General features: G+C 74.5%; 18 protein-coding genes. 12 read left to right on the forward strand and 6 right to left on the reverse strand.

All coding sequences use genetic code 11. The annotated features are described in order from the left end of the window. Positions 1-16: 16 nt before the first annotated feature. Entirely contained in the window at positions 17-475 is a 459-nt protein-coding gene (locus AB0M03_RS15865; protein ID WP_363492075.1) for an EamA/RhaT family transporter, read from the forward strand. Between the two features lie 56 nt (positions 476-531). On the opposite strand, the gene AB0M03_RS15870 is transcribed toward AB0M03_RS15865, so the two are convergent. Then, positions 532-1,692: a PLP-dependent transferase gene (locus AB0M03_RS15870; RefSeq protein ID WP_363492076.1), complete on the reverse strand. Its 1,161-nt coding sequence runs from the start codon at positions 1,690-1,692 to the stop codon at positions 532-534. A 137-nt stretch (positions 1,693-1,829) separates the two neighbouring features. Between AB0M03_RS15870 and AB0M03_RS15875 the strand changes: the two genes are divergently transcribed. Continuing rightward, on the forward strand, positions 1,830-2,309 hold the full coding sequence (locus AB0M03_RS15875) for an Lrp/AsnC family transcriptional regulator (RefSeq protein WP_363492077.1): 480 nt from the start codon (positions 1,830-1,832) through the stop codon (positions 2,307-2,309). A gap of 19 nt (positions 2,310-2,328) precedes the next feature. Here the strand turns inward: AB0M03_RS15875 and AB0M03_RS15880 are convergent, their stop codons facing one another. Further along, positions 2,329-3,549 (reverse strand): hypothetical protein, encoded by a 1,221-nt coding sequence (locus tag AB0M03_RS15880; RefSeq protein ID WP_363492078.1) that lies wholly within the window; start codon positions 3,547-3,549, stop codon positions 2,329-2,331. Positions 3,550-3,701: 152 nt separating this feature from the next. Then, the gene (locus AB0M03_RS15885; RefSeq protein ID WP_363492079.1) at positions 3,702-4,151 is read right to left on the reverse strand and encodes a hypothetical protein; all 450 of its coding nucleotides are present in this window, start codon (positions 4,149-4,151) and stop codon (positions 3,702-3,704) included. Positions 4,152-4,315: 164 nt separating this feature from the next. Between AB0M03_RS15885 and AB0M03_RS15890 the strand changes: the two genes are divergently transcribed. Beyond that, the gene (locus AB0M03_RS15890; protein WP_363492080.1) at positions 4,316-4,822 is read left to right on the forward strand and encodes a peptidylprolyl isomerase; all 507 of its coding nucleotides are present in this window, start codon (positions 4,316-4,318) and stop codon (positions 4,820-4,822) included. A gap of 134 nt (positions 4,823-4,956) precedes the next feature. Next, positions 4,957-5,844: a prohibitin family protein gene (locus tag AB0M03_RS15895; RefSeq protein ID WP_363492081.1), complete on the forward strand. Its 888-nt coding sequence runs from the start codon at positions 4,957-4,959 to the stop codon at positions 5,842-5,844. 60 nt (positions 5,845-5,904) lie between these two features. Here AB0M03_RS15895 and AB0M03_RS15900 read toward each other — a convergent pair whose 3' ends face one another. After that, the gene (locus AB0M03_RS15900; protein WP_363492082.1) at positions 5,905-7,485 is read right to left on the reverse strand and encodes a PHB depolymerase family esterase; all 1,581 of its coding nucleotides are present in this window, start codon (positions 7,483-7,485) and stop codon (positions 5,905-5,907) included. Positions 7,486-7,713: 228 nt separating this feature from the next. On the opposite strand from AB0M03_RS15900, the gene proC reads away from it, so the two are divergent. The 8 genes from proC (at position 7,714) to AB0M03_RS15940 (ending at position 14,804) form a co-directional block, all read left to right on the forward strand. Continuing rightward, positions 7,714-8,538 carry a pyrroline-5-carboxylate reductase gene (gene proC, locus AB0M03_RS15905; RefSeq protein ID WP_263104809.1) on the forward strand — a complete coding sequence of 275 codons (825 nt, stop codon included), beginning with the start codon at positions 7,714-7,716 and terminating at the stop codon, positions 8,536-8,538. A 52-nt stretch (positions 8,539-8,590) separates the two neighbouring features. After that, entirely contained in the window at positions 8,591-9,250 is a 660-nt protein-coding gene (locus AB0M03_RS15910; protein ID WP_363492083.1) for an HAD family hydrolase, read from the forward strand. Positions 9,251-9,357: 107 nt separating this feature from the next. Continuing rightward, entirely contained in the window at positions 9,358-10,554 is a 1,197-nt protein-coding gene (locus AB0M03_RS15915) for an MFS transporter (protein ID WP_363492084.1), read from the forward strand. A gap of 41 nt (positions 10,555-10,595) precedes the next feature. Next, a complete protein-coding gene (locus AB0M03_RS15920; protein WP_363492085.1) occupies positions 10,596-11,795 on the forward strand; it encodes an acetoin utilization protein AcuC in 1,200 nt (399 codons plus the stop codon). Between the two features lie 278 nt (positions 11,796-12,073). Further along, positions 12,074-12,283 carry a helix-turn-helix domain-containing protein gene (locus tag AB0M03_RS15925; protein ID WP_052390398.1) on the forward strand — a complete coding sequence of 70 codons (210 nt, stop codon included), beginning with the start codon at positions 12,074-12,076 and terminating at the stop codon, positions 12,281-12,283. Positions 12,284-12,403: 120 nt separating this feature from the next. After that, on the forward strand, positions 12,404-12,502 hold the full coding sequence (locus AB0M03_RS15930) for an AURKAIP1/COX24 domain-containing protein (RefSeq protein ID WP_003948845.1): 99 nt from the start codon (positions 12,404-12,406) through the stop codon (positions 12,500-12,502). Between the two features lie 233 nt (positions 12,503-12,735). After that, entirely contained in the window at positions 12,736-13,794 is a 1,059-nt protein-coding gene (locus tag AB0M03_RS15935; protein ID WP_363492086.1) for an NAD-dependent epimerase/dehydratase family protein, read from the forward strand. Then, positions 13,791-14,804, forward strand: a complete 1,014-nt coding sequence (locus AB0M03_RS15940; protein ID WP_363492087.1) for a lysophospholipid acyltransferase family protein — start codon at positions 13,791-13,793, stop codon at positions 14,802-14,804. Before AB0M03_RS15935 ends, AB0M03_RS15940 begins: the two co-directional genes overlap by 4 nt. Positions 14,805-14,906: 102 nt before the next feature. Here AB0M03_RS15940 and AB0M03_RS15945 read toward each other — a convergent pair whose 3' ends face one another. Both AB0M03_RS15945 and AB0M03_RS15950 read right to left on the reverse strand, forming a co-directional pair. Next, entirely contained in the window at positions 14,907-16,115 is a 1,209-nt protein-coding gene (locus tag AB0M03_RS15945) for a DUF5667 domain-containing protein (protein WP_363492088.1), read from the reverse strand. Between the two features lie 256 nt (positions 16,116-16,371). Next, positions 16,372-17,172, reverse strand: coding sequence for an ECF subfamily RNA polymerase sigma factor, BldN family (locus tag AB0M03_RS15950; protein ID WP_363492168.1), 801 nt, complete (start codon positions 17,170-17,172; stop codon positions 16,372-16,374). Between the last annotated feature and the right edge of the window lie 162 nt (positions 17,173-17,334).

Below are 17,334 nucleotides of genomic sequence, written 5' to 3' on the forward strand. Positions count from 1 at the left end.
GGCGACAATGGGTGCCGTGAACCAGCGCACCCCGGGCAGGAAGCCCGCCTCAGGCCCCGAGCCCGAGCCGATCCGGTTCTTCGGCACCACCTGGGTCGACCACGGCGGCGGCTACTGGCTGCGCCGGGTACTGGTCTCGCTCGGCGCCCTCGTCTGCACGGCCGCCGCCGCACTGGTGCTGCGGTTCGCCGTCGCGGGGGTGGCGCTCTCCGACGCCGGCCGCTTCGTCGACGTGCTGCTCATCGGCGCGGTCGCGATCTGCTCCTGCCTGGCCGCGATCCGCACCTGGAAGACCCTCACCGAGGGCCGCCACACCCTGGACGGCTGGATGGCCGAGGACCGCTCGCTCGGCGCGGTCTGGCTCATCGGCGGGGTCGGGGCGCTCGCCGCCTACTTCTTCCGGAGCCTGGTCGAGGCCCCGGGCGAGGCCGTGCACCGCGCCGCCTACGAAAAGGCCCGCCGCGGCCGCCGCTGACGGACGCCCCAAGGGCCTGTCCGGCAAGATCCGCCGGACAGGTCCTAGCGGTGCCCTTACCGGGAAAAGGCCCGGTCGAGGTCCTCGAAGAGGTCTTCGGGCTCCTCCAGGCCGACCGAGAGGCGCAGCAGGGAGGGGTGCGGGCGGGCCTCGGGGGCGACCGGGCGGTGGGTCAGCGAGGCAGGGTGCTGGATCAGGGTGTCCACGCCGCCGAGCGACACCGCGTGGGTGATCAGCTCGCAGCCGGCCGCGGTGCGCGCCGCGGCCTCGTACCCGTCGCGGAGCGAGAAGGCCAGCACCGAGCCGGCGCCGGACATCTGGCGGCCGACCAGGCCCTGCGGGTCGCAGTCCGGCAGGCCCGGGTAGTAGACCTGCTCGACCTCGGGGCGGGCGCTCAGCCAGGCCGCCGTCTTGGCGGCGTTCGAGGCCTGGTGGCGCACTCGCAGCGGCAGCGTCTGCAGTCCGCGGTGCAGCAGGTAGGCGGCGAGCGGGTGGAGGATGCCGCCGGTCACCGCGCGGACCCGGCGCAGCCGGGCCGCCCACTCGGCGTCGGTGGCGACCGCGCCGGCCAGCACGTCGCCGTGGCCGCCGAGGTACTTGGTGGCGCTGTGCAGGACGAGGGTGGCGCCGTGGTGCACGGGCTGCTGCAGCACGGGCGTGGCGAAGGTGTTGTCGACCAGCAGCGGCACGTCCCCGCACTGGGCGGCGACGGCGGCCAGGTCGACCAGGTCCAGGGTGGGGTTGGCGGGGGTCTCCACGACCACCAGGCCGGTGTCCGGGCGGATCGCCGCGGCGACCTCGCCGGCGAGCGCCCAGGTGACCTCGGTGCCGAGCAGACCGGTGGCCAGCACGTGGTCGGTGCCGCCGTACAGCGGCCGTACCGCGACGACGTGGCCGCGGCCCTCGGCGCGGGCGGCGAGCAGGCAGGCGGAGAGGGCGGCCATGCCGGAGGCGAAGGCCACCGACTGCTCGCAGTCCTCGAGTTCGGCGAGGGCCTGCTCGAAGCGGGCGGTGGTGGGGTTCCACAGCCGCTGGTAGACGGCGCTGCCGCCCTCGGGGAGCAGCCCGCCGGTGGCCAGTGCCTCGTAGCTGTCGCCGCCGGTCTCCACGCCGGGGAGCGGGTTGGTGGTGGAGAGGTCGATCGGCGGGACGTGGGTCCCGAGGCCGCGCAGGTCGGTTCTGCCGGCGTGGACGGCCCGGGTGTCGGCGTGGGGCATGGGTGGCTCCTCGGCGGGTGTGGGGGGTGGCCCCATGGTGAAGAGTCCGCCGGGCAGCGGCCACAGTTCGGCAGAAGATTCGAGTACCGGCCGGTAGGTCTTGCGGATGTTCGAGCGGGGGGACGATCGTGGGCGCCGTGCCGAAGAATCCGCAGCGCGAACTCGCCCCCGTCGACCGGGCCATTCTGCGGCTGCTGGTCGCCGACGCCCGGATGCCCAACAACGCCATCGCGGAGGCGGTGGGCATCGCCCCGTCCACCTGCCTGGGCCGGATCCGGGCGCTGCGGGAGCGTGGTGTGATCCGCGGTTTCCACGCCGAGGTGGAGCCGGCCGCGGTCGGGCTGGGCATCCAGGCGATGATCGCGGTGCGGCTGCACGCGCACACCAAGGAGCAGATCAGCAGTTTCGCCGGCGGCATACCCCGGCTGCCGGGCGTGGTGGCCGCCTACCACCTGTCCGGCGCCGACGACTACCTGCTGCACGTCGCGGTCGCGGACACGGACGCACTGCGCGACTTCGTGCTGGACCACCTCACCGCGCACCCCGCGGTGCAGCACACCGAGACCAGCCTGATCTTCGGCCACGTCCGGGGCGCCGCCCCCACGGCGGGCGACTGACCCCGGACGGGGCCGTGCGTCAGATGCGGCTCAGCGAGTCGCAGCCGGGCTCCCCGTCCAGCGGGCGGCTGCGGTCGTACGGGTCGACGGTGGCCCCGCCGCTCGGTCCGGTGCTCGGGTCGGTGCCCTGCCGGGTGCGGTCGAAGTCGGTCTCCAGGAAGCCGCTGCCCATGGTGCACACGTTGTTGCCGAAGGCGCCGGCGCTGCGGGTGATCACCAGCTTGCCGCGTTGCACCTGGTACCGGGCCGGGTCGTAGAACCGGAAGTCCTGCTCCCGCCGGACGATCTCGCGCTCCACGTGGACGCCGTCGTCGCCGGCCTTCCAGGCCACCGGCTTGGCCGCGCCGCCGCTGCTCGCACCGGGGCGCGGTGCACCTGCGTCCGGGCCCGGCCGGAGCGCGTAGACGAAGGTGTAGTCGGTGTGCACGAGCAGACCGCGGTCGCCGTCGCTCTCGAAGGTTGTCCGGCCCTGCACCTTGACCACGTCGGAGACGGGTACGGCGCGCCGCGGGTCGAAGCGGCTCAGCCAGTTCGCCGGGTCGCTCTCCGCGGTCGGGTGGGCGAGTGCCTTCTCCAGTTCGGCCCGCCCCTGACGGTCCAGCAGGGCCAGCGCGGCGGACGGGGTCTGGCCGGCGACGGTCTTCGGGTCGAGGTTGGTCAGCACCAGGTACTGCCGGACGGCGGCGAGGTGGGCGGCGACCGTGTCCTTGGAGAACACGCCGACGGCCTTGGCCTCGGGCACGACGACGGCGTCCGCGCCGGCCGGCCAGGCGTCGGCAGGCGAGCCGGCCCACGGGCGGTCGACGGTCGGGGTGTCCGGGGCGACGGTGGGCGGGGCGGCGGTCGGCGATGCGGTCTCCGGGCCCACCGCGGGCAGCGAGGAGGACTCCTGGCCCTGCCGGTACCAGCCGTGCAGCCGGTCCACGTTCAGCGCGGCCAGGGTGACGGCGGCGGCGAGCACCACGAACAGCAGGGTCTGCCGGTTGCGCTTCCGGCGTCGGCCCCACGGGTCGACCGGCTTCGGCCGGCGCCCGAAGCGCCTGCGCGGTGCCGGCGGCGCGGGGTCGGCGGAGGCCCGCCACGGCTCGGGCTGCGGCGGCTGCTGCTTCCACTTGGCGGCCAGCATCCGGGCCCGGCCCGACTGCTCCTTGACGGCGGCACCGCGGACGAAGTCCTCGTCGAGGACGAGGCCGTCGAACGGGTCGTCGGGGCGGGGCGGGGGATCTTCGACTATCGGCACGCCGCACAGTATGCAGACGGCCCCCGACACACCTTCCGCCGGGTGGGCCCGGCTCGTGCGGCGGCCCGGGCCCGGGGCGGAAGGCCGTTCCGTTCCTGGCCGTCAGCTGTCCGTGCGTCAGGGCCGCCCGGCCCCGGCCGGAGTGGCGGCGGTCAGCCCCGCTTGCGGGCCTGCTTGACCGAGCCGACCACGCCGGCGATCGCCAGCAGCAGTCCGGCCGGGAGCAGCGAGGCGAACAGCGCGGCGAACAGCCCGGAGCTGCCGAGAAGCGTCATCGCCAGGGTGTTCAGCACCCACAGCGCGCCCGCCGCGGGCAGTGCGGACTGCCAGGGGTGCTCGTCGGCCCAGCGCTGCAGCCGCCGGTCGCCGGTGTCCCGGCGCAGCCGGCCGCCGACCGTGCCGACGAGGAAGAAGAAGAACAGGCCGAGCCCGGCGGGCCCGGCGAGGATGTCCAGGGACCAGTTCCCGGTGACGATGTTCACGCCGAGCGCGGCACCGCCGACCACCGTGCCGACGGCCGCGGCCGTGCGCCACGGGCCGAGAGTCGCCGCGGCGACGGCGACCTGACGGCTCTCACTTCGCGACAAATCTCCGTTTCCCATGCCTCCACCGTGCGCCCGGCGGTCCCTGGAAATCCATAGGGGGGATCCCCGAGTTTCCCCCGAGGCCGGGCGGGCGGAGGGCGGCGCTTCGGCGCCCTTGGCGCGGACCGGGGCCGATCCGTGCCAGGCTGTCATCCGACCTGTCCACCTACCAAAGGCAGAGCATGACGACGGTACGGCTGACCACCAACCTCGGCGCGATCGACCTGGAGCTCGAGGACGCCAAGGCGCCCGCGACGGTCGCCAACTTCGTGCAGTACGTTCGCGAGGGGCACTACGACGGCACGGTCTTCCACCGTGTGATCGACGGCTTCATGATCCAGGGCGGCGGCTTCACCCCGGAGATGAAGCAGAAGCCGACCCGGGCGGCGATCGCCAACGAGGCGGAGAACGGCCTGACCAACGACACGTACACCGTGGCGATGGCGCGCACCAGCGACCCGCACTCGGCGACCGCCCAGTTCTTCGTGAACGTGAACGACAACGCGTTCCTGAACTACAAGAGCAGCACCCCGGCCGGCTGGGGCTACGCGGTCTTCGGCCGCGTCGTCGCGGGCCAGGACGTGGTCGACTCGATCAAGGGCGTGCGCACCGGCAACCGCGGCGGGCACGGGGACGTCCCGGTGGAGCCGGTCGTGATCGAGAAGGCCGAGATCCTCTCGGAGGGCTGACGGCCCGTCGGCGCCGTCCGCACCGGCGGGCGGCGCCGACCAGATTCGTATGAACATCGCTTGAATTGGGTTTCTCGGCGGGCCGCCGCTCGCTAGCCTGCGGCCGTCCCGTCCCCACAGCCGAGAGACTCCCGATGCTGATCCTCGCCGTCCTGCTCGTCGTCGCGGGCGCCACCCTGCTCGTCCTCCGGCGGCGCAGGGTCCTCACCGGCCGCGCCGTCACCGCGGGCGGCCTGCTGGCCTCCGTCCTCGGCCTGCTGGCCGGCCTGGCGACCTTCGTGCACGTGGTCGAGCCGTACGAGGTGGGCGTGCCCACCACCCTCGGCAAGGTCGGCGGGACGTGGCAGCCGGGCCTGCACCTCAAGTCGCCGCTGACCGACGTCACCACCTTCCCGACCCGGCCGGCCGACCTCGACCTCACCGGCAAGGACACCGTGGAGGTCCGGTCCTCCGAGGGCGGCGTGCTGTACGCCGACCTGACCGTGAAGTGGTCGATCGACCCCCGGCACACCCAGGCGCTCTACAAGCTGGCGGGCAGCGCCGACGCCGTCCAGCGCCGGCTGGTCTACCCGGACAGCCGGGAGATCGTCCGCAACGTCTTCGCCAGGCACACCGGCGTCGAGGGCTACAGCTCGCAGCGCGAGGCGATCGCCGCCGAGATCGAGCGGCTGGTCACCGAGCGGCTGGCGCCCCGCGGCATCCTGGTCAACGGCGTCAACCTGCGCAACGTGAAGCCCAGCGACAGCCTGCAGCAGGCGATCGACCAGAAGCTCAAGCAGGACCAGGCCACCGCCCAGGCCGAGGCCGCCGTGCGCACCGCCAAGGCGGAGGCGGAGAAGCGGAAGATCGAGTCCGAGAGCACCGCCGCCGCCAACACCGCCATCGCGAACTCGCTGACCGACAAGATCCTGATGAGCCAGTGCATCGAGGCGTTCAAGACCGCCGCCGAGAAGAACCCGGTGTACGCCAGCCCGTGCGGCACCGCCGGCTCCCCGGTGATCGTCGACGGCACCAAGCGCTGACCGCCGCACCGCACCGGCACGCGCCGGCCGCCCGGGGGCACCCCGGGCGGCCGGCGCGGCTCAGAGCGCCCAGTCCACGGTCAGCGTGGCCTTCGCGCCGCGCTGCAGGAAGACGTACGCGGTGGAGGCGAGCGCCTGGTCGAAGCGCAGCCGCAGCTGCACCGTCGAGCCCGGCCGGATCGCGGCCAGCCCCGCCGCGGAGAACTCCCCGGACGTCCGGCTGCCGGTGGTGAACCGCGCCACGGTCGCCGCCGAGTCCGCACTCGCCGCGGCCGCCCAGTCGTCCGTCCCGGTGGTGCACGCCGCGCCGAAGCACCCGTCGCGCACGTCGACCGCCAGCTGCGCGGCCGCCCACGGGTCGCCGCTGCCGCTGCCGTACGCGACGGTCAGCCGGGCGCCGGTGACGGTGGCTCCGGCCGGCACCGCCGAGGTGTCGAAGGAGAGCAGCGCACGGTTCTGCTTGCCGTCGGTGCCGCGGCCCACCGCGAGCCCCAGGCTGTCGGCCAGCGTGCCGAGGGCGGGCGAGCCGCCGTCCGCGGCGGCCTTCACATAGCCGTCCCGGGCGGTGTCGTCGGAGAGGACGGTGCTGCCCGTCCCGCCGGTGGGCGACGGGGAGGGCGTGGGCGTCGGCGAGGGGGTCGGGCCCGGTGCGGAGCCGTCCAGCCTCCAGAACCGCCCGATCCGGTACGAGGCGCAGAGGTCGGCGTCCAGCACGTACGCGCCGGCGGTGCCGCACTGTTCGGCCCCGCTGCCCGGGTCGACGGGCTGGCCGTGGTCCATGCCGGTGATCGAGTACACCTCCACCCGGTCGGCGCCGGACGCGTCCCGGTACACCTGGTGCGGGTGGCCCGCCACGGTGTCGCTCACCGCGGGCGTCTGGCCGGTGCCGGTGACGTCCGTCCACTGCTTCATCAGCTCGGTGAGGTTGACCGGCTTCACCACCGAGTCGGACGAGCCCTGCCACAGCGACACCTTCGGCCGCGTCCCGGTCCACCCCGGGTACGCCTGGCGGACCAGGTCGCCCCACTGCTGCGGGGTCTTCGAGGTGCCCATGGTCATGCAGTTCACCGAGGCCTCGACGGCCGTGGTGGCGCAGCGGTACGGGATGCCGGCGACCACGCCGCCGCCCGCGAACACGTCCGGGTAGTCGGCCAGCAGAGCGGCCGTCATCGCCCCGCCCGCGGACAGGCCGGTGACGTACACCCGGGCCGGGTCGCTGCCGAGGTCGGCGACGGTCTTCGCGACCATCTGGCGGATCGACAGCGCCTCGCCCGAGTCCCGGCCGAAGTCGCCGGGCTGGAACCAGTTGAAGCACTGCGAGGAGTTGTTGGCGGACTGCTGCTGCGGCATCACCACGGCGAAGCCCCAGGCGTCCGCCCAGTGAGTCCAGCCGGCCGCCTCGCCGTAGGACGCCGACTGGGTGCAGCCGTGCAGCGCCACCACCACCGGCCGCCCGCCCGGCAGGCCGGCCGGCGCGTACCGGTACATCAGCAGATTGCCCGGGTTCGAGCCGAACCCGGTGACCTGGACGGTGCCCGCGGCACGGGCGGTGCCGGGCCCGAGCCCGAGCACCGCGCCGGCCGTCACGGCGAGCAGCGCGAGCGCCGCCCACCACCGTCCCCTCGGCGTTCCGTACGTCATGTGCGGCTCCTTGCAGGTGGGGGAGAGGCGACCGTACGGGCGCCGCCCGGCCGCCCGGCACGGTGCGGACGGACACCCCGGGGCCCGCCGGGTGGCGGCGCGCCCCATTGCCCCGCTCCCCGGCTCCGCCGCACCGTCCGCGACGCGCTGCCCACGGTTCGGACGCCGCCGCCCGCCCGCCCCCGCCGGTGCGAGGATGGCCGCAGCACCGTACGAAGGAGCGGCCCCATGCCCAGCAGCGCATCCGGACAGAAGATCGCCTTCCTCGGCACCGGCAAGATCGGCGAGGCCCTGCTCTCCGGCCTGCTGCGGGCCGGCGAGGACCCGGCCGACGTCCTGGTGACCGCCCGCCGCCCCGAGCGCGCCGCCGAACTCGCCGCCCGCTACGGCGTCACCGCCGTCAGCAACGCCGAGGCCGCCAAGCTCGCCGACACCCTGATCCTCGCGGTGAAGCCCCAGGACATGGGCACCCTGCTCGACGAACTGGCGCCGCACATCGCCCCCGACCGGCTGGTCGTCTCCGCAGCCGCCGGCATCCCCACCGCCTGGTTCGAGGAGCGGCTCGCCGCCGGCACCCCCGTCGTCCGCGTCATGCCCAACACCCCGGTGCTGGTCGACGAGGGCATGAGCGTCATCTCCGGCGGCTCGCACGCCTCCGAGGCCCACCTGGAGCGCACCGAGGCGATCTTCCGCTCGGTCGGCAAGGCCATCCGCCTCCCCGAGGCCCAGCAGGACGCGGCCACCGCCCTCTCCGGCTCGGGCCCGGCGTACTTCTACTTCCTCGTCGAGGCGATGACCGACGCCGGCATCCTGCTCGGCCTGCCCCGCCAGGTCGCCCACGACCTCATCGTGCAGTCCGCGATCGGCGCCTCGATCATGCTGCGCGACTCCGGCGAACACCCCGTCAAGCTCCGCGAGGCGGTGACCTCCCCGGCCGGCACCACCATCGCCGCCATCCGCGAACTGGAGAACCACGGCGTCCGCGCCGCCCTCCTCGGCGCCCTGGAGGCCGCCCGCGACCGCTCCCGCGAGCTGGCCGGCGGCGGCAAGTAGCCGCCTCGGCCCGGCACCGGAGCCCCGGTGCCGGGCCGGTAGGCTCGACCGGGTGAGCTACGACCTGGTGATCTTCGACAACGACGGGGTGCTCGTCGACAGCGAGCCCATCTCCAACCGGGTGCTGGCCGAGTACCTCACCGAACTCGGCTACCCGACCACCGTCGAGGACTCCTACCGGGACTACATGGGCACCGCCGCCCACCGGGTGCACGACGTCATCCTGGAACGGCACGGCGGCCGGCTGCCCGAGGGCTTCGACGACCTCTTCCACGCCCGGGTGTTCGCCGCGTTCGAGGCCGAACTCGCCCCGGTGGCCGGGGCGGAGACCCTCCTGAAGACCCTGCAGCAGTCCGGCGTCCGGTACTGCCTCGCCTCCTCCGCCCACCACTCGTGGATCCGCACCGCGCTCGACCTCACCGGGTTGCGCGGCCACCTCCCCGAGGAGCACATCTTCAGCGCCCAGGACGTCGGCGTCGGCAAGCCCGCCCCCGACCTCTTCCTGCACGCCGCCCGCACCATGGGCGTGCCGCCCGAGCGCTGCCTCGTCCTGGAGGACAGCCCCAACGGCGTGCTCGCCGCCCGCGCCGCCGGCATGGACGTCCACGGCTACGCCGCCCTCACCGACCCCGCCAAACTGACCGCCGCCGGCGCCACCGGCCTCTTCACCACCCTCACCGCCGTCCCCGCCCTCCTGGGCACGCGCCCCTGAAGAAACCGCCCCGGCGCCCCCTTGTCGGCAGACCCCCTCCCGGAACGGCCCGCCAGGGCCTACGCTCTCGCCACCACACGTCGGTACCCACCAGTAGCGGGGGCCCCATGGCCGAGACCACCGGACGGCTGCGGCAGGCCCGCGCGGCCCTCGCCGCGAGCTTCCTGCTGCAGGGCGCCACCTTCGCCCTGCTGGTCAGCTGCATCCCCGAGATCCAGCGCCGCTACGGGCTGGACGACTCGCTGCTGCCGGTCTTCCTCGCCGCGGTGCCGATCCTCGCCGGCGTCGGCTCCGTCGCCTCCGAGCGGCTGGTACGGCTCAGCAGCCCGCGCGCCGTCCTCCGCACCGTGCAGCCCGCCGTCTGCCTCGCCCTGGCCGCCGTCGGCGTGGGCACCGCCCTGTGGCAGCTCGCCCTCGCCCTGGCCGCCTTCGGCCTCCTCGTGGGCGCCCTCGACGCCTCGATGAACATGCTCGGCGTCGGCCTGCAGCACCGCTACGGGCGCAGCATCATGCTCGGCTTCCACGCGGCGTTCAGCCTCGGCGGGATCGCCGGCGCGGCCGTCGCCGGCCTCGGCGCGCACCGCGGGGTGCCGCTGAGCGCACTGTTCGCCGGATCGGCCGCGGTGCTCGTCCCGCTGGCCCTGCTGGCCGGCACCCGCTTCGCCGGCCCGGCCGAACTCGGCGACGCCGTCGAGGAGGCCGCCCGGGCCGCCGGGCGGGCCGTGCCGTGGCGCCCGCTGCTGCCGCTCTGCCTCGCCATGGCGGTCGCCTACATCGCCGACGCCTCGGTCTCCAACTACAGCGTCAAGTACCTCACCGACACCCTGCACAGCCCCGACGACGTCGCCAAGCTGTCCTACCTCGGCTACATGGTCGCGATGCTGGCCGGCCGGGCCGTCGGCGACCGGGCCGTGCAGCGCTTCGGCGCCGTGCCGGTGGTGCGGGCGGGCGCCGCGACCGCCGCCCTGGGCTTCGCCGCCGCCGCGGTGGCCCCCGCGCCCTGGGCCGGGATCGCCGCCTTCACCCTGCTCGGGCTCGGCATCTGCGCGATCATCCCGCAGGTCTTCGCCGCCGGCGGCCGCCTGATGCCGGCCGACTCGGACGCCGCGGTCGCCCGGCTCAACCTGTTCAACTACGTGGGTTTCCTGGTGGGTTCGCCGCTCGTCGGGGCCATCGGCGACGCCGGCTCGTACCGGGCCGCGATGCTCGCCCCGATGCTGCTCGTGCTGGCGATCCTGCCGCTCGCCGGTCACTTCGCCCCCGCACCGACCCCCGGGGCCAAACAGCCCGCCGAGGCGCACTGACCCCGTGCGTCCCGGCAGCCGCCACCCACTACGGTGGAGGCATGCCCGACGCCGAGCGTGACACCCCCTGCGGCCTGCACCTCTACTGGGACGACGCGGTGACCGCGTACGACTTCGGCCCCGGCCACCCGATGGACCCGACCAGGCTCGTCCTCACCAAGCACCTGGTCGACGCGTACGGGCTGAGCAGCGGGCCGGGAGTCACGGTGCGCTCCGCGCCCGCCGCCGGCGACTCCACGCTGCGCCTGGTGCACACCGCCGAGTACATCGCCGCCGTCCGCAAGGTCGCCGCCGATCCGGCCCTCACCGACCTGCGGCACGGCCTGGGCACCGACGACAACTGGGCGTTCCCCGGCCTGCACACGGCCTCCGCGCTGATCGCCGGCCAGTCGGTCGCCGCCGCCGAGGCGGTGTGGCGCGGCGAGACCCCGCACGCCGTGAACTTCGCCGGCGGCCTGCACCACGCCATGCCCGACCGGGCGTCCGGCTTCTGCGTCTACAACGACCCGGCGCTGGCCGTCGCCCGGCTGCTGGAGCTCGGCGCCGAGCGGGTCGCCTACGTCGACGTGGACGTCCACCACGGGGACGGCGTCCAGCAGGCGTTCTGGAACGACCCGCGGGTGCTGACCGTCTCGCTGCACGAGAACCCGGCCACGCTCTTCCCGGAGACCGGCTGGTCCACCGAGACCGGCGGCCCGGACGCCCCCGGCAGTGCCGTCAACCTGCCGCTGCCGGCCGGCACCGGCGACGCCGGATGGCTGCGCGCCTTCCACGCCCTGGTGCCCGAACTCCTCGCCGCCTTCCGCCCGCAGGTCCTGGTCACCCAGCACGGTGCCGACACCCACGTCGAGGACCCGCTCGCGCACCTCGCGGTCAGCCTGGACGCCCAGCGGCTCGTCGCAGAGTCCCTGCACGGCCTCGCCCACCAGTACGCCGACGGCCGCTGGGTCGCCCTCGGCGGGGGCGGCTACGCCGTCGTCGACGTCGTCCCGCGGACGTGGACCCACCTGGTCGCCACCGCGGCGGGACGCCCGCTCGACCCGGCCGCCGAGACCCCGGCCGACTGGCGCGCCGAGGTCTACCGCCGCACCAGACAGCAGGCCCCGCTGCGGATGACCGACGGCACCCGCCCCGACTGGCACGACTTCCACGAGGGGGGCTACGACCCCGCCTCCCGCCTCGACCAGGCGATCATCGCCGCCCGCCGGGCCGTCTACCCCCACCACGGCCTGCTGCCCTGACCCCGCCCGCCGCCCCGGCCGGGTCGGCGCCCGCCGCACGCCCCCCGCGCCGGGCCGGTGCTTCCGAGCGCCCCGCAGGGCCGGAAGGCCCGGTCCGCCTGCGCCAGACGCCGATCGGCTACGTACTGCAACGGGGGGATGCCGCACCGTACAAGGACTGCGCATCCCCCTCTTCCCACTGGTACCACCCATAACTACTCTGGGGATACACGTGTGCCGGTGGAGTCACCGGAGGGGAAGCCGGTGCCTTGCACACGGGTAAGGGTCGGGTGATGGTCATGAGTTCAGGCGAACGCCCCCTGCAGGAAGTCGTCTTCCTGACCGTGGCCGAGGTGGCCTCGGTCATGAGGGTGTCCAAGATGACGGTGTACCGGCTGGTGCACAGCGGCGAGCTGCCGGCCATCCGGGTCGGGCGCTCCTTCCGTGTCCCGGAGCAGGCGGTCCACGCGTACCTGAAGGAGTCCTACGTGCGCCTCGAGAGCGCGTAGGCCTGACACGGCGGGGCCAGGATTACTGCTTACCCCGAGCGGACGGTAGGCTAGGCCCTCCGTCAGTCGTATGGACACCCGTCTCCCATGGACGGGGTCCGAGTGAGCGAGGGTTGTTCCGTGGGCTCTGTCATCAAGAAGCGTCGCAAGCGTATGGCCAAGAAGAAGCACCGCAAGCTTCTGAAGCGGACTCGCGTGCAGCGTCGCAACAAGAAGTAACCCGCGGCCGGACTACTTCCCGCTCACGCGGGGGGCCAGCCGCTTGCACCGACGGCCGCCTCGCGCGCACCAGGTGTCCGCACTGCCCGCCCGGGCCCAGCCCGGGCGGGCAGTGGTGTCTTCGCGCCCGGTGCGCGTCGCGCCGGTGCGGGCCCGTGCGTGGCGCCGGTACGGCCCGGAAACATCCGCGCGGTACGGTGCACTCAGGGCGATTCCGAGGAGGCCGCAGCAGCGTGGGCAGGACCGTGCTCGTCACCGGAGTGGCACGGCACCTAGGTGCCCGCTTCGCCGCCGGCATCGCCCGCGAGCGCGGCGTGGACCGGGTCGTCGGCGTCGACGTCCAACCGCCCGCCGAGGAGCTCCCGCCGGACGTCTCCTTCGTCCGCGTCGACCTCCGCCGCCCCGCCGTCGCCCGGGTGATCGCCGAGCACGAGGTCGACACCGTGGTGCACCTCAACGTCTCCGCGACGGGCCCCGGCGGCCGGGCGGCGGTCAAGGAGACCAACGTCATCGGCACCATGCAGCTGCTCGGCGCCTGCCAGAAGGCCCCCGGCCTGCGCCGCCTGGTGGTGAAGTCCACCACCGGCGTGTACGGCTCCGCACCCCGCGACCCCGCCGTCTTCGCTGAGCGGATGCAGCCCAAGGAACTCCCCGCCGGCGGGTTCGCCCGCGACGCCGCCGAGGTCGAGGGCTACGTCCGCGGCTTCGGCCGCCGCCGCCCCGACGTCGCCGTCACCGTGCTGCGCTTCGCCAACATCGTCGGCCCCGCCGGCGACACCCCGCTCTGCGCCTACTTCACCCTGCCGGTGCTGCCCACCGTGCTCGGCCGCGACCCACGGCTGCAGTTCGTCCACGAGGACGACGCCGTCGAGGTGCTCCGCCTCGCCACCCTCGACCCCCGCTCCGGCACGTCCAACACCGGCACCTTCAACGTGGCCGGCGACGGCGTGCTGCTGCTCTCCCAGTGCGCCCGCCGCCTCGGCCGGCCCACCGTCCCGCTGCTCCGCCCGGCCCTCGGCGCAGTCGCCGGGCTCGTCCGGCAGACCAGGCTCGCCGACATCTCGCCCGAGCTCATCCAGCTGCTCACCCACGGCCGGGTCGTCGACACCGCGCAGCTCCGCGAGACCTTCGGCCACACCCCCCGCTTCACCACCGCCGAGGCGTTCGCCGACTTCGTGGCCGCACAGCGGGCCGGCCTGCTGCCCCCCGAGCGGCTCGCCGCCGTCACCGACCGGCTGGCCGCCCTGCTCGGCCAGGACGACCGCCACACCGAGGAGCCGATGCCGCGATGACCGCAGCACGCAGGACCGAGCCGGCCGAGGCCAAGGTCATCCCGATCGAGTCCGCCCCCAGCTGGCAAGCCGGGCAGCCGTCCGCCGGCGGCCTCGCCGACCGCCTCGCCGAGGCCGTCGGCACCGCCCTCTCCGGGCAGCTCGGCGCCACCGCCACCAAGGTCTTCGGCAAGGGCTGGGAGGACCGCGCGGCGAGCGGCCTGGCCTTCCTGCGCCGCCGCATCACCGGCGACTACGAGGTCGACGAGTTCGGCTTCGACCGGGAGCTCACCGAGGAGGTCTTCCTCTCGCTGCTCCGCCCGGTCGCCGAGAAGTACTTCCGGGTGGAGGTCCGCGGCGTCGAGAACATCCCCGCCGAAGGCGGCGCACTGATCGTCGCCAACCACTCCGGCACCATCCCGCTGGACGCGCTGATGACCCAGGTGGCCATCCACGACCACCACCCGCACCGCCGGCACCTGCGGATGCTCGCCGCCGACCTGGTCTTCGTGCTGCCGGTCGCGGGCGAGCTCGCCCGCAAGGCGGGCCACACCCTCGCCTGCAACGAGGACGCCCAGGCGCTGCTGGAGCGCGGAGAGGTGGTCGGCGTCTGGCCGGAGGGCTTCAAGGGGATCGGCAAGCCGTTCTCCGAGCGCTACAAGCTCCAGCGGTTCGGGCGCGGCGGCTTCGTCTCGTCCGCGCTGCGCGCCGGGGTGCCGATCGTGCCCTGCTCGATCGTCGGCGCGGAGGAGACCTACCCGATGATCGGCAACCTCCGCTCGCTGGCCCGGCTGCTCGGGCTGCCGTACGTGCCCATCACGCCGACCTTCCCGTGGCTGGGGCCGCTCGGAGCCGTCCCGCTGCCCACCAAGTGGACGATCCAGTTCGGTGAGCCGATCCCGACCGACAGCTACCCGCGGGAGGCCGCGGACGACCCGATGCTGGTCTTCAACCTGGCGGACCAGGTGCGGGAGACCATCCAGCACACCCTCTACAAGCTGCTGGTGCAGCGGCGCTCGGTCTTCTTCTGAGCCCGGTCTTCTTCCGGGCGGCGCCGGCCGGGTGCCCGGGCACGGACGTGCCGCGGCGGCCGTGGGAGCTCGGGAATCCCACGGCCGCCGCGGCGTACGGCCTCAGCCCAGGGTGAGACCGGGGAGCAGACCGGGGATCAACGGCGGGATGGTGATGCCCTGCCCCTCCGGTGCCGCGCTGGACGAACCGGTCGGCGCGGGGGAGTCGCCGGAGCCGGTCGTGCCGCCCGTGGCCGGGGCGCCGCTCTGCCCGCCGCCCAGGCCGCTGGTGAGGCCGTCGACCAGCCCGCCGACGCCCTGCGGGGCGGTGCTGGGCGCGGCCCCGTTCGGAGCGGTGCCGGTGCCGTGCGCGGTCGGCGCACCCGTGCCGCCCTGCGAGGTGCCCTGGACGGCGCCGCCGGGCGCCTTGCCGGAGCCGGACTGCCCGCCGCTCGCCCCCGTGCCGGCCTGACCGCCCTTGCCGGGCTGCGCCAGGTGCAGGGGCGCGACGTCCTCGCTTATGTCGTCGAAGAGCTCGTCGACCTTCTCGGCCTGCGGGCCGAGCTGGCCGGGCAGCCGGTCGTGCAGCTGCGACCAGCGGTCGTCCTCGCCGTCGGCGAAGGTGGCGAGCTGCCGCATCGGGGCGAGCGAGCCGTTGGACCGGTAGACCGAACGCAGCAGGTCGCGGCCGCGGACGGCCTCGGCGTGCATGTCGTCCAGCGCGCGGCGGACCTGCTCCACGGTGGTGGGGCTGAGCGTGTCCGGCGAGCCCGAGCGCTGCAGCAGACTCTGCGCCTCGCCCAGCCGGGCGGAGGCCTGCTCGAGCAGCAGCGCACCGCGCTCCGAGTCGGAGCCCGCCCAGTCCAGCCGGAGGCCCTCCAGCCCGCGCTTCATGCCGTACAGGGCGTCGCCCGGCAGCGCGTTGCCACTGGCCGCCGCGGCGCCGGCGAAGCTGCCGACCGCGACGCCCGCCACCAGACCGCCGATCGCCAGCCGGCGGCCCCAACGGCCGCGGCCCGCACGGGCGGCGTGGCCCCCGCGCTGCCGGGGCACCGAGGCGGCGGCACTGCCGGCGAAGGCCTGCTCGAACGCGGCCATCAGCTGCGCCCGCTGGATCGCCTTGGCCTCCGCGGAGAACTCCGGGACGGGCAGCTCCTCCAGGGTGTCCGCCATGGCCAGCAGTTCGGCCATCGCGGTCGATCCGGCACGGTGGGAACCGCCCGCCGTGCCTCCGGCGGGGCCGTCCCCGCCGGGTGGGTTGTCCGTCCGGTGGGCCTCCAATGCCTCGGCGAAGGCCTTCGCCCGCCGGTGCTCCAGCACGTTTGCCGTCACGGGCCACACCTCCCTTCGTCGTTGTCGACACCGTGGCCAGCCGGAAGGTTGTCTCGGCGGGCCGAAACCACACCATCGGGTGATGCGGCCCGATCCTGCTTGACCGCAAGCCCGTCGGTGGTTTCCACGCTGGCCAACGAGCGGTGCCGGGAGTCGGTTACGCACGGCTGATCATGTGACCGCCCTTTCACCCGCCCGTGTCGGAGCACGGGCCCGGGTGACGGGCCGTCGGCGCCGGGCGGCGCGGCCCTGCCGCTCACCGCGCGTCCGGCGGCAGCAGGCGGGCCAGGGTGCGCACCGCGCGGTACTGGAGGGTCTTGATGGCGCCCTCGTTCTTGCCCATGATGCGGGCCGTCTCGGCGACCGAGAGGCCTTGCAGGAAGCGGAGGTTGACACACTCCTGCTGCTGCGGGTTGAGCCGCCGGACGGCGTCCCGCAGGGCTGCGTTGGCGAGCGACTCCAGCACCGACTCCTCGGGGCTGCGCTCGCACTCGTTGGAGTCCAGCATCTCGCCGGTGGTGACCTCCAGCCGGAACCGGCTGGACTTGAAGTGGTCGGCCACCAGGTTGCGGGCGATGGTCACCAGCCAGGCGCCGAAGTCCCGGCCCTGCCAGGTGAAGGTGCCGATCCGGCGCAGTGCGCGCAGGAAGGTCTCGCTGGTGAGGTCCTCGGCGGTGGCCCGGCTGCCGACCCGGTAGTAGATGTACCGGTAGACGGTGTCCGCGTACTGGTCGTAGAGCCGGCCGAAGGCCTCGCTCTCGCCGGCCTGGGCGCGCTCGACCAGCTCCATCACCGGGTTGTGCTCGGTGTCGGCGCCGGTGCCGCGGTCCGTCCGGGGACGGCTGCGGGCCGGGGTGCCGATGCCGCGGCCGCGGGTGCCGGTGGCGGTGCCGCCGGTCGTCGTCGAGCGCAGCAGGGTGCCCGGGCGGGCGGCGGGGACGGGGCGGCGGACGGGCGCGGAGGACGGGACGGCCCCCGCGACCGCGAGCCGGGGGGCCAGCACCTGGAACTCGCGGACGGCGGCCCACAGCCGGTCCAGCCGGGCGCCGGTGCGCAGGGTGGCGGTCGACGGGCGGGAGGTGGCAGGCACGTCGTTCCGGACGGGTGGGTACACGGGACTCCCAGAGGCAGAACTGTGGACGGGTCACCTCCGCCTGTGCGGAGAGCACGCCCCCGGCCCCCGCCGGGGGGACACGCAGGTGCCGTGCATCCAGGAGAG

The organism is Kitasatospora sp. NPDC051914 (assembly GCF_040680995.1).
In the GTDB taxonomy this organism is placed as follows: Bacteria; Actinomycetota; Actinomycetes; order Streptomycetales; family Streptomycetaceae; genus Kitasatospora.

Excerpts from the sequence above, each read along its gene's own strand:
- AB0M03_RS15870 (WP_363492076.1), bottom strand. The coding sequence starts at position 1,692 with ATGCCCCACGCCGACACCCGGGCCGTCCACGCCGGCAGAACCGACCTG.
- AB0M03_RS15885 (WP_363492079.1), bottom strand. The coding sequence starts at position 4,151 with ATGGGAAACGGAGATTTGTCGCGAAGTGAGAGCCGTCAGGTCGCCGTC.
- AB0M03_RS15890 (WP_363492080.1), top strand. The coding sequence starts at position 4,316 with ATGACGACGGTACGGCTGACCACCAACCTCGGCGCGATCGACCTGGAG.
- AB0M03_RS15895 (WP_363492081.1), top strand. The coding sequence starts at position 4,957 with ATGCTGATCCTCGCCGTCCTGCTCGTCGTCGCGGGCGCCACCCTGCTC.
- AB0M03_RS15900 (WP_363492082.1), bottom strand. The coding sequence starts at position 7,485 with ATGACGTACGGAACGCCGAGGGGACGGTGGTGGGCGGCGCTCGCGCTG.
- proC (WP_263104809.1), top strand. The coding sequence starts at position 7,714 with ATGCCCAGCAGCGCATCCGGACAGAAGATCGCCTTCCTCGGCACCGGC.
- AB0M03_RS15915 (WP_363492084.1), top strand. The coding sequence starts at position 9,358 with ATGGCCGAGACCACCGGACGGCTGCGGCAGGCCCGCGCGGCCCTCGCC.
- AB0M03_RS15920 (WP_363492085.1), top strand. The coding sequence starts at position 10,596 with ATGCCCGACGCCGAGCGTGACACCCCCTGCGGCCTGCACCTCTACTGG.
- AB0M03_RS15925 (WP_052390398.1), top strand. The coding sequence starts at position 12,074 with ATGAGTTCAGGCGAACGCCCCCTGCAGGAAGTCGTCTTCCTGACCGTG.
- AB0M03_RS15940 (WP_363492087.1), top strand. The coding sequence starts at position 13,791 with ATGACCGCAGCACGCAGGACCGAGCCGGCCGAGGCCAAGGTCATCCCG.